The following is an 11,880-nucleotide window of genomic DNA, read 5'->3' on the forward strand; positions in this document are numbered from 1 at the left end:
CCCATGCGCATCGCCGTCGGTGGCATTCACATCGAATGCAGCACGTACAATCCCGTCCTGAACGAAGAGAAGGATTTCCGGGTGGTGCGCGGAGAGGAACTGCTGGCCGCTCCCTACTTTGCGTTCCTTCGGGATTACGATGCCGAATTCCTGCCGACGATCCATGCCCGCGCGATTGCCGGCGGCCCGGTCGCACGTCACACCTATGAGGCCTTCAAGGCCGAATTCCTCGAGCGCCTGAAACCGCTTCTGCCGCTCGACGGCCTCTATCTCGCCATGCACGGCGCCATGTATGTCGAGGGCATGGAGGATGCGGAAGGCGACTGGATCAGCGCGGCCCGCGCGCTCGTCGGCGATGATTGCATGGTTTCGGCAAGTTACGACCTGCACGGCAACGTCACCCAGCGCATCCTCGACGCGCTCGACATGTACTCCACCTATCGCACCGCGCCCCATATCGATGTCGAGGAAACCATGCGCCGCTCGGTCTCCATGCTGGTGAAGAGCCTGAAGACCGGTGTGAAGCCCACCCTGCTGTGGGCCCCGATCCCGGTCGTCCTGCCGGGTGAACGCACCAGCACCGTCGATGAACCGGCAAAGAGCCTCTATGCCGAACTGCCCGGCATCGATACGCTTGACGGCGTCTGGGATGCCTCGCTGATGGTCGGCTACGTCTGGGCCGACGAGCCCCGCGCCACGGCTGCCGCCATCATGACCGGCACGGACCGCGCGGTTCTGGAGCGCGAGGCAAAACGTCTGGCAAAAGCCTATTGGGAGGTGCGCGCAGAATTCATCTTCGGCTGCGAAACCGGCTCGATCGAGGAGTGCGTCGCCAAGGCGATCGCCAGCCCTACCGGCCCCGTCGTGCTTGCCGAATCCGGCGACAATCCGACTGGCGGCGGCGTGGGCGATCGCGCCGACGTATTGGCCGAGCTGATTGCAAAGGGCGCCACCGGCGTGGTCTTCGCCGGCATCGCGGACAAGGCTGCCACCGACACCTGCTATGCTGCCGGTATGGGCGCTGCGTTGGAGCTGACGGTCGGCGCCTCGCTCGATACCAAGGGCAGCAAGCCGTTGACGGGACGCTTTACTGTGAAGTTCCTGCACGAGACCGCAGATACTGCCGACCGCCAAGCCGTCGTTTCCATTCGCGGCATCGATCTGGTGCTTTCGGCCAAACGCCGCCCCTACCATAACATCGTCGATTTCACCCGCCTCGGCCTCGATCCGCGGACGGCCAAAATCATCGTGGTCAAGTCCGGCTATCTCTCGCCGGAACTTGCGCCGATCGCCAATCCGAGCCTGATGGCGCTTTCGGCCGGCGTTGTCGACCAGTTCGTCGAGCGCCTGCCGCGCCTGCGCAAGCAGCATCCGACCTACCCCTTCGACAAGGACTTTGCCTTCGAACCGCAGACCTTCCCGTCCGCACGATCCGCCAAGCGCTGAAGCGTCGTACCAATTACGTTTTGGTTCGGCACGCCGGATGAAGCCGTTGGTCGCTTGAAATCGTGCATTCGGCCTTCGCATCTGCCGCAAAACCATGCTGCACGGCGAAAAAACAGGCAGATATTTATCTGCACAAAAAAGCGCTTGACGATTGGTCGAATTTGGTTTGCACTGAACCAATATCAAATTGGTTCGGGCGGCAATGGACGAAACGCAGGGCAATTCCAACTATGCGCTGGAGAAGCTGAGAGCTCTCCTGCAATCGGATAGTCTTGACGCGGACGGCAAGCTGCCGACAGAACGCACCCTCTCCGAAATGCTCGGCGTCAGCCGCCGCTCCATCCGCCGCGCACTGGAAGTGCTGGAAGCCGAAGACCGCATATGGCGCCGGCAAGGCTCCGGCACCTTCGCCGGCAAGCGGCCGGACGAATGGAGCAGTCAAGTCGATTCCATCGTCGCTGAAACCGATTTCATGGAGATCATGGAGGTGCGTCTCCGCGTCGAGCCGCAGCTCGTCCAGCTTGCCGCCATGCGCGCCAAGGTGGCGGAGATCGAACGCATGTACGATCTGGTAGAGAAGATCTACGAGAGCACCGATGCTGATGGTCGCGAGTTGTGGGACGGTACGCTGCATCGACAGATCGCGCAGTGCGCGGGCAACCAGTTCTTCCTGACGATTTTCGACGTCATCAATCGCGTACGCCAGGACCCCGCCTGGCAGATGATCCGCGAGCGCGCCCGCAGCATAAGCCGCACACGTGAAGTCACGCATGGCCAGCACAAGGCCATCGTCGACGCCATTGCCGCGCGCGATCCGGCCAGGGCAGGCGAGGCCATGCGCCAGCATCTGCTGACCCTGCAGGAGAGCCTCATCCGCATCACCTCGCTGGATCACGGTGAAACGGGCGCCGAGAAGGCCAGCTGAACGCGAAGGAAGACCTGCGGAGCCATAACTCGCCGGCTTCCAACGACAGCGTGAAACAACAACATAACAGAGGAGAATGGAATGAAATTCGCCAAATTATTAACGACCGCCGCAACGGCAGCGCTGTTTGCGTTTCCGGCTTTCGCGGTCGACCTGAAGATCGGCCTGCAGGACGACGCTGATGTGCTCGATCCGGCTCAGTCGCGCTCATTCGTGGGCCGCATCGTTTATACCGCGATGTGTGACAAGCTGGTCGACGTTTCGCCGGATTTGAAGATCGTGCCGCAGCTTGCGACCGAGTGGAACTGGTCAGCCGATGGCAAGGAGCTCACCATGAAGCTCCGTCAGGGCGTAAAATTTCAGGATGAGACGCCTTTCAACGCTGAGGCCGTCGTCGCTACCATCGAGCGAAACATCACCCTGCCGGAATCCCGTCGAAAGAGCGAGCTTGCCTCCGTCGCCAAGGTCGAGGCCACCGGCGAATACGAAGTCAAGTTCACGCTGAAAAGCCCGGACGTCTCCCTTCTCGCCCAACTTTCCGACCGCGCCGGCATGATCGTCTCGCCGAAGGCAGCGAAGGAACTTGGCGCCAAGTTCGGCGACCATCCGGTCTGCGCCGGCCCGTTCAAATTTGTCGAACGCGTCCAGCAGGATCGCATCGTGCTCGAGAAGTTCCAGGATTACTGGAACAAGGACAACGTCTTCGTCGACAAGGTCACTTACCTGCCGATCCCGGATACGACCGTGCGCCTCGCTAACCTGCAATCAGGCGATCTCGACATGATCGAGCGTCCCGCAGCAACTGACGCCGCGACGATCAAAGCCGATTCGAACCTCGTCTACAACGATGTCGTCAATACCGGCTGGCTCGGCATTTACGCCAATGTCGGTAACGGTGCGCGCGCTGACAATCCGCTCGGCAAGGACAAGCGCCTGAGACAGGCTTTCTCGCTGGCCATCGACCGCGAAGCCGCCATGCAGATCGTTTATGACGGCACGGCCGTTGCCGGCAACCAGCCGTTCCCGCCGAGCAGCCCCTGGTTCGATAAGGATATCCCGGTCCCGGCCCGCGATGTCGAAAAGGCCAAATCTCTCGTGAAGGAAGCCGGTTACGATCGCGTTCCCGTAGAGATCATGGTCGCGAACGGTCCGGTCACGATGCAGATGATGCAGATCATCCAGTCGATGGTCGCGGAGGCTGGCTTTGACGTAACGCTGAAGGCGACCGAATTTGCGACCCTTCTCAACGAGCAGACCGCCGGCAACTACCAACTCAGCCGCTCGGATTGGTCTGGCCGCGTCGATCCTGACGGCAACATTCAGCAGTTCGTCACGTGCAATGCCGGCCTGAACGACAGCAAGTACTGCAATCCCGATGTCGACAAGCTGCTGAGCGAGGCTCGTCAATCCACCGATGATTCCGTGCGCAAGCAGAAGTATGATGCGGCGGCTGTGATCCTCAACGCGGACCTGCCGATCACCTTCATCGGTCACCAGTCCTGGAGCTGGGCATTCCACAAGAATGTTTCTGGCTTCATCCCCTCGCCTGACGGCATGATTCGCCTGATCGGCGTGAAAAAAGAAGGCTGATACGCCAAGTCTCTGAGGGCGCGGCAGCTTTTGCCGCGTCCTCCCGACGCTACGGGAGCGCCCATGTACAGTTACATCGCCAAGCGGCTGCTGGTCGCCATTCCAACATTGCTGATCATTTCGGTCTTCGTCTTCTCGCTGCAGAAGCTTCTACCCGGCGATCCGATTCTGGCCATGGCCGGCGAGGAGCGGGACCCGCAGGTGCTGGAATTCCTGCGCGAAAAATATCACTTCAACGACCCAGTCCCCTATCAGTACTTCTACTGGCTGGGCTCTGCGCTTCAGGGTGATCTCGGCATTTCCCTGCGCACCAACCAGCCGGTTCTGGAACTCGTGGCCGAAAAGCTGCCGGTCACAATCCAGCTCGCCATCATGTCGATGATCTTCGCCTTCGCGATCGGCGTTCCCATGGGCATTCTGGCGGCGGTCAAGAAGAACACTGCCATCGATTATATCGCCAACATCATCGCACTATCAGGCCTTTCGATCCCGAATTTCTGGCTCGGCATCATGCTGATCCTGTTGGTCTCCGTAAATCTCGGCTGGCTCCCAGCCTCGGGCTACGAACCCTTCTTCTCGAATCCGCTACGTTCGCTCGAAACCATGTTGATGCCTTCCTTCGTGCTCGGCAATGCACTCGCCGCCACGCTCATGCGCCACACCCGATCGGCCATGCTGAGCGTCCTGAGCGCCGACTATATCCGCACCGCCCGTGCCAAGGGGCTTTCGGAAAGCTCCGTGGTACTGGAGCATAGCTTCCGTAATGCCGTCCTGCCCATCGTAACGCTGACCGCCTTGCTGTTTGGCGAGCTTCTCGCCGGCGCCGTTCTCACGGAGCAGATCTTCACCATTCCCGGCTTCGGGAAACTCATCGTCGATGCCGTCTTCAACCGCGATTATGCCGTCGTCCAGGGCGTCGTCATATGCACCGCGATCGGCTTCATCCTGATGAACCTCGTGGCCGACGTGCTTTACGTCCTCCTCAATCCGCGCATGAGGGCCTCGTTATGACCGTAATCGATCAAGTCGCAGCCGCACCCGTCGCCTCCAGCGAGCAACGTTCGCCGAACCGTGCGTGGCGCAAGCTGAAAGCCAACAAGGGCGCGCTCGTCGGCCTCGCCATCATCGCCTTCTTCACTATCCTTGCGATTATCGCACCGCTTCTGCCGATTCCCGATCCGATCGCAACGAGCTGGTCGGCGATCCGCAAGGCGCCATCCGCCGCCCATTGGTTCGGCACAGACGACCTCGGTCGCGATATCCTCTCTCGCATGATCTGGGGCGCTCAGGCCTCTTTGATGGCGGGTGTCTTTTCCGTGGCGATCGCCGTCCTCATCGGCGTGCCCTTCGGCCTTGTATCCGGCTATTTCGGCGGTTGGATCGACATGGTGATCTCGCGCATCACTGAAGCCTTCCTGGCGATGCCCTTCCTCATTACCGCCATTGCCCTCGCCGCCTTCCTCGGCCCAAGCCTCACCAATGCGATGATCGCGATCGGGCTTTCGGCCATGCCGATCTTCGTGCGGCTGACCCGCGGCCAGGTGCTGGCTGTGAAGACCGAGGAATATATCGAAGGTGCGCGCTCCGTCGGGCTCCGTCACTTCAGCATCATCACCCGCTACATCCTGCCCAATGTGCTCGCGCCGATCCTCGTGCAGGCGACACTGACGATTGCGACCGCGATCATCGCCGAAGCCAGCCTCTCCTTCCTCGGCCTCGGCCAGCAGCCGCCGGCACCGAGCTGGGGCTCGATGCTGAACGTTGCCAAGAACTTCCTCAGCCAGGCACCATGGATGGCGATGTGGCCGGGTATCGCCATCTTCCTCGTCGTTATCGGTTTCAATCTCTTGGGCGACGGCCTGCGCGATGCGCTCGATCCGCGCGAAGCATGACTCTTCGAAAGGATATATGAAATGACCGCATTCACGACCCGCCCCGAAATTCTGGGCACATTCGGCGTCGTCACCTCAACGCATTGGATCGCCTCTGCCGTCGGCATGAGCATCCTGGAAAAGGGCGGCAATGCGTTCGATGCCGCAGTTGCGACCGGCTTTACCTTGCAGATTCTTGAGCCGCATCTCGTCGGCCCCGGCGGCGACATGCCGGCGATCATCTATTCGAAGAAGAAGGACAAGGTCGAAGTCATCTGCGCCCAGGGCCCCGCCCCGGCGGGCGCCACCATCGAGCATTACACGTCCGAAGGCATGAAACTGATCCCCGGCGACGGTCTGCTCGCAACCGTCATTCCCGGCTCCTTCGATGGCTGGATGCTGATGCTGCGCGACTACGGCAGGCTAAGCGTGCGCGACGTGCTGGAGCCTGCGATCTACTACGCCGAGAACGGCCATCCGCTGCTGCCGCGCGTTTCCGCCACCATCAACGGGCTCGCCGAGTTCTTCGAAAAAGAATGGCCGACGTCCTACCAGACCTGGGTTCCGGGCGGCTCCGTTCCCGAACCGAATTCCAACTTCAAGAACCCGGTTCTGGCCGAGACCTGGAAGCGCATTGTTTCCGAGGCGGAAGCAAAGCAGGGTCGCGAAGCACAGATCGACGCCGCCCGCGACGCCTTCTATCGCGGCTTCGTCGCCGAGAAGATCGCAAACTATCTGAAGACCGCCGAAGTGATGGATGCGACCGGCAGCCGTCACAAGGCGGTGCTGACCGCGGATGACATGGCCAACTGGTCGGCAACAATCGAAGAGCCGAAGACCTACGACTATCACGGCTGGACTGTCGCCAAGATCGGCCCCTGGGGTCAGGGTCCTGTCTTCCTGCAGACTCTGTCGATCCTCAAGGGCATGGACATCGCCTCGATGGAGCCGGATGGAGCCGATTTCGTCCATACCGTCACCGAAGCCATGAAGCTCGCCTTCGCCGATCGCGAAATCTATTACGGTGATCCCGACTTCGCCGATGTACCACTCGACCATCTCCTGTCGGATACCTACGCCACCGCTCGTCGCAAACTCATAACGGGCGAAGCCTCCTTCGACCTGCGTCCCGGAAAGCTGCCCGGTTTCGAGCAGCAATACGATGTAACCATGGAGATGCTCGGCGCAGATTCCAAGACCGGCGCCGTCTACGAACCGACCATGGCGCATCTGACGGAAAAACGCGGCGATACCGTGCATATCGACGTCATCGACCGCGAAGGTAACATGGTCTCGGTCACGCCGTCGGGCGGCTGGCTGCAGTCTTCGCCGATCATTCCGGGTCTTGGCTTCTGCCTGAATTCGCGCGCCCAGATGTTCTGGCTGAAGCCAGGTCTGCCGACCTCGCTCGCCCCCGGCAAGCGCCCGCGCACCACGCTGACGCCTTCGCTCGCCCTTTACGAAGGCCGCCCGACGCTCGCCTTCGGGACGCCCGGCGGCGACCAGCAGGAACAATGGCAGCTTTCTTTCTTCCTGCGCTATGTTCATCACAAGATGAACCTGCAGGCGGCGATCGACCAGCCGCTCTTCCACACCTCGCATTTCCCCGGCTCCTTCTATCCGCGCACGCGTGAGCCGGGTGGCCTGATGGTGGAAGGCAATTTCAACGCCGCCGTGCTCGACAGCCTGCGCGCCCGTGGCCATGACCTTACGGTCTCCGAGCCCTGGACCATCGGCCGCCTGACGGCCGCGCGCCGCGATGCCGACGGACTGCTGCGCGCAGCCGCCACACCACGCCTCATGCAGGCCTATGCTGTGGGGAGATAGCATGACCTGGTCCATCGTCGCCCGTGATCCCAAGACCGGCTATCTCGGCATCGCCGTCGCCACCCGCTTCTTTGCGGTCGGCGGGCTGGTGCCGCATATCCGCGGCGGCATCGGCGCGGTCGCCACGCAGGCTTTCGTCAGCCCGCTCTATGGCACCGACGGACTTGCCCTGCTTGCCGAGGGCAAAGCACCGGATGAGATCATCGCCGAGCTGACCGGTCGTGATGCTGGCCGCGACCAGCGCCAGCTTCACCTGATCGATGCTCACGGCCGCAACGCCGCCTTCACCGGCACCGAATGCATCGATTGGGCCGGCCATCTGATCGACGACAATGTCTCCGTTGCCGGCAATATGCTGGCCGGTCCCGAGGTCGTTGCCGAGACGCTTGCGATCTACAGGAAGGCGACGGACAAGCCCTTCATCGAGCGCCTGCTCGAAGCCATGCAGGCCGGCGAGGATGCCGGCGGTGACAAGCGTGGCAAGCAGTCTGCCGCCCTCCTCGTCTACCGCGATCAGGATTATCCCTGGCTCAGCATCCGCGCCGATGATCATCCGGATCCGCTCGCCGAACTGCACAGGCTCTACGCGGTGGCGCAGGAGCGTTACATGCATGTCGCCGAGACGATGGCGACAAAGGCCAATCCTGACGGAATGATTGACAGGCGCGAGATCGATGAAAAGATCGCGACGCTGGAAGCGGCGCGCATTGCGGAAGGGCGGCCCTCGGCCTCCTTCGCTACGCCTCCGAAGACCTGAGAGCCCGACCACCAGGCATATAAGAGTAAGGGAACGATATGAGTGATCAGTCCGCAGCATCCGTCTCTCCGGTTCTTTCCGTGAAGAACCTGACGACCTCCTTTCTCGCTGACGGCGAATGGAAATCCGTCGTCCGCAACGTCTCCTTCGATGTCATGCCGGGGGAGACGGTCGCCATCGTCGGCGAGAGCGGTTCCGGCAAGAGCGTCACTTCGCTTTCCATCATGCGTCTGCTCGCCAAGGGCTCGAGCCGTGTCGAAGGCAGCATCACGTTGAACGGCCGCGACATTCTTTCGCTCTCCGAAAAGGAAATGCGCGCGGTGCGCGGCAAGGATGCCGCGATGATCTTTCAGGAGCCGATGACCAGCCTGAACCCGATCTTCACCATCGGCAGGCAGATCTCCGAGGCGCTCACCTGCCACGGCGATATCAGCAAGGCCGACGCACGCGCGGAAACCATCCGCCTCTTGGAGAAGGTGCGCATTCCGAACGCCGCATCCCGCTTTGACGAATATCCGCACCAGTTTTCCGGCGGCATGCGCCAGCGTGTGATGATCGCCATGGCGCTCGCATCAAGGCCGAAGCTGTTGATCGCCGACGAGCCGACAACCGCGCTCGACGTCACCATACAGGGCCAGATTCTCGATCTCATCAAGGTGCTGCAGGAAGAGGAGGGCATGTCTGTTCTCTTCATCACCCATGACATGGGCGTGGTCGCCGAGATCGCCGACCGCACCATCGTCATGTATCGCGGCGAGGCGGTCGAAACCGGCACGACGGACGACATTTTCCATCGCGGCAAACATCCCTATACGCGCGCCTTGCTCTCGGCTGTGCCGCGCCTCGGCTCGATGGATGGCCGCAAATGGCCTCTGCGTTTCCCGGTTATCGATGCGGCGACTGGCGAACGTCGCGAACCGGTGGAGGTGGCCGAAACCATCGACCGCCGCAAAACCCCGATCCTCGAAGTGAAGAACCTCGTCACCCGCTTCGATATTCGCGGCGGTCTGCTTGGCCGCAAGACTGGCGCCATCCACGCCGTCGAGGATGTCTCCTTCGAGCTCTTCCAGGGCGAGACGCTGTCGCTCGTCGGCGAATCCGGCTGCGGCAAATCCACGACCGGACGTTCGATCACCCGCCTGGTGCAGCCGAATGCCGGTTCCGTCAGCCTTGACGGTTATGACGTGCTGAACCTCGACGCGATCAGCCTGCGTCAGATGCGCCGCAGCATCCAGATGATCTTCCAGGACCCTTTCGCGAGCCTCAATCCACGCATGACGATAGGGGCCGCCGTCGCCGAACCCATTGTCGAACACGGCCTCGGCACCCGCGCCCAGGCGCGCGACAAGGCCGCCGACCTGCTCGAACGCGTCGGGCTGAAGCCGGATATGATGAAGCGCTACCCGCACGAATTCTCCGGCGGCCAGCGCCAGCGCATCTGCATCGCCCGCGCCCTTGCGCTCGATCCGAAGGTCATCGTAGCGGATGAAAGCGTGTCGGCCCTCGACGTTTCGATCAAGGCGCAGGTCTGCAATCTGCTGATGGATCTGCAGCAGAGCCTCAACCTCGCCTTCCTTTTCATCTCCCACGACATGGCGGTCGTCGAACGCGTCAGCCACCGCGTTGCGGTCATGTATCTCGGCGAGATTGTCGAAATCGGCCCGCGCGAAGAACTCTTCCGCAACCCGCAACACTCCTACACCAAGAAGCTGATGGCGGCTGTTCCCGTGCCCGATCCAGCTCGCCGCGGCATCCGCCGCAACCTCGGCACCGACGAACTGAAAAGCCCCGTCCGCCCCGTGGGTTACGTGCCTCCGAAGCGTCAGTACCGCGAGGTCGCGGCAGGCCATATGGTACGGATGGACGAAGCCGCCTGAGTTAGTCCGGGAGGCTTAGGCGGCTGTTTGAGAAAGACAGCTATTGCAGGAAACAGGCCGCATCCGAGGGTGCGGTTTAATCCCTTTTGCTGCATCGCTTATATCATTTATTCCAGATATTATTTCACTGGGAATTATTAACGCCAATCGCTGGCGTTTGTGTTCTCTTATCCTTGCGAATCAAAAAGGTTTGATTTGCTTGGGGGCAGCCACCATGTTGAACCATGGGGCGATAGAACAGTCGGGCAGGAGCACATGCTGCAACGGATTGATGACATTGATGCCGCGCTAGTCGACAGGCTGCAGCATTCAGCGTTCAAGTATTTCCTGAAATATTCCAATCCTGAAAACGGCCTTGTGCCGGACACGTCGATCCCTGGCGTCCCGGCCAGCATCGCCGCAGTCGGCTTCGGGCTTTCTTCCTATCCGGTTGGCGTCGAGCGCGGCTGGGTCAGCCGCGAGGAAGCCGCAGAGCGCGTATTCAACACGTTGCACTTCTTCGCCAACGCCAAACAGGGCACGGAACGCCACGCGACTGGCTATCGCGGCTTCTTCTACCATTTTCTCCACGTGGATACCGGCAACCGCGCGTGGAATAGCGAGCTGTCGACCATCGATACCGCTCTGCTCATCGCCGGTATTTTGACCGCAGCACAATATTTCGACGGCGAGGGTGAAACCGAGACCGAGATACGCGCGCTCGCAAAATTCATTTACGAGCGCGTCGACTGGCGCTGGGCGCTGAACAAGGGCGATTGTATCTCGATGGGCTGGAAGCCCTCTTCCGGTTTCCTGCGCTGGCGCTACCATGGCTTCGATGAAGCGATCATCCTCTACACGCTGGCGCTCGCGTCACCGACCTATCCGATTCCACAATCGAGCTATGACGCCTTCACGGCAAGCTATTCGTGGATGATCTTCAATGAGCAGCCCTACCTCTACGCCGGTCCGCTCTTCATCCATCTCTTCTCCCATGCCTGGATCGATTTCCGCGGCATCCAGGACAAGCCGATGGCCGAGCGGAACTGGGATTATTTCCGCAACACACAGGTCGTCATCAACGTCCAGCGCGATTATGCGGAACGCAATCCCGGCCAGTTCGTTGGCTACAGCAAGGATATCTGGGGCTTTACCGCTTGCGATGGCCCGCCGCCAACGCGCCGCATGCGCGGTGGCCGCAGCCCGAAGGTGCTGGGTTATGCTGCCCGTGGCGCTCCACTCGGTCCCGATGACGGCACGATTGCGCCCTGGGCAGCGCTTGGCTGCCTGCCTTACGACCGGCAGGCCGCCATCGACGGCACCAAGGCACTGCTGACCACCTATCCGAACCTGCTCCTTGAAGGCGGCTTCCCCGGCGGCTTCAACCCGACGGTCCAGACAAAGCGGCCGGAAGGCTGGGTCGACGACCGCACCGTCGCCATAGACCAGGGCCTCGTCGTTATGACGGTCGAGAACGAACGTTCTGACTTCATCTGGAAGCTGATGCGCAAGTCGCCGGTCATTCGCCTCGGTCTGGAGCGCGCCGGCTTCACTGGCGGCTGGCTGGCAGGCGAAGAACCGGAAGAATTGGTTCTGAAGGCTGGCTGA

The 11,880-nt window shown here is 61.3% G+C and carries 9 protein-coding genes; all 9 read left to right on the forward strand.

The features are described 5' to 3' along the window. The first annotated feature begins 3 nt into the window (after nucleotides 1–3). Complete coding sequence (locus AC1DNW_RS07380; RefSeq protein ID WP_113507245.1) at nucleotides 4–1,446, forward strand: M81 family metallopeptidase; 1,443 nt, start codon at nucleotides 4–6, stop codon at nucleotides 1,444–1,446. Between the two features lie 202 nt (nucleotides 1,447–1,648). Continuing rightward, nucleotides 1,649–2,371: a FadR/GntR family transcriptional regulator gene (locus tag AC1DNW_RS07385; RefSeq protein WP_477852274.1), complete on the forward strand. Its 723-nt coding sequence runs from the start codon at nucleotides 1,649–1,651 to the stop codon at nucleotides 2,369–2,371. A gap of 81 nt (nucleotides 2,372–2,452) precedes the next feature. After that, nucleotides 2,453–3,961, forward strand: coding sequence for an ABC transporter substrate-binding protein (locus tag AC1DNW_RS07390; RefSeq protein WP_113308679.1), 1,509 nt, complete (start codon nucleotides 2,453–2,455; stop codon nucleotides 3,959–3,961). 63 nt (nucleotides 3,962–4,024) lie between these two features. Further along, on the forward strand, nucleotides 4,025–4,972 hold the full coding sequence (locus AC1DNW_RS07395) for an ABC transporter permease (protein ID WP_113299578.1): 948 nt from the start codon (nucleotides 4,025–4,027) through the stop codon (nucleotides 4,970–4,972). Beyond that, nucleotides 4,969–5,853 (forward strand): ABC transporter permease, encoded by an 885-nt coding sequence (locus AC1DNW_RS07400; RefSeq protein ID WP_113308678.1) that lies wholly within the window; start codon nucleotides 4,969–4,971, stop codon nucleotides 5,851–5,853. Before AC1DNW_RS07395 ends, AC1DNW_RS07400 begins: the two co-directional genes overlap by 4 nt. 21 nt (nucleotides 5,854–5,874) lie before the next feature. Next, the gene (locus tag AC1DNW_RS07405) at nucleotides 5,875–7,659 is read left to right on the forward strand and encodes a gamma-glutamyltransferase family protein (RefSeq protein ID WP_113308677.1); all 1,785 of its coding nucleotides are present in this window, start codon (nucleotides 5,875–5,877) and stop codon (nucleotides 7,657–7,659) included. A gap of 1 nt (nucleotide 7,660) precedes the next feature. Next, nucleotides 7,661–8,416 (forward strand): DUF1028 domain-containing protein, encoded by a 756-nt coding sequence (locus AC1DNW_RS07410; RefSeq protein ID WP_113308676.1) that lies wholly within the window; start codon nucleotides 7,661–7,663, stop codon nucleotides 8,414–8,416. Nucleotides 8,417–8,454: 38 nt separating this feature from the next. Continuing rightward, nucleotides 8,455–10,293 (forward strand): ABC transporter ATP-binding protein, encoded by a 1,839-nt coding sequence (locus tag AC1DNW_RS07415; RefSeq protein ID WP_113308675.1) that lies wholly within the window; start codon nucleotides 8,455–8,457, stop codon nucleotides 10,291–10,293. Between the two features lie 255 nt (nucleotides 10,294–10,548). Further along, nucleotides 10,549–11,880: a glucoamylase family protein gene (locus AC1DNW_RS07420; protein WP_113308674.1), complete on the forward strand. Its 1,332-nt coding sequence runs from the start codon at nucleotides 10,549–10,551 to the stop codon at nucleotides 11,878–11,880.

This window comes from Rhizobium sp. 05L429, from assembly GCF_056397645.1.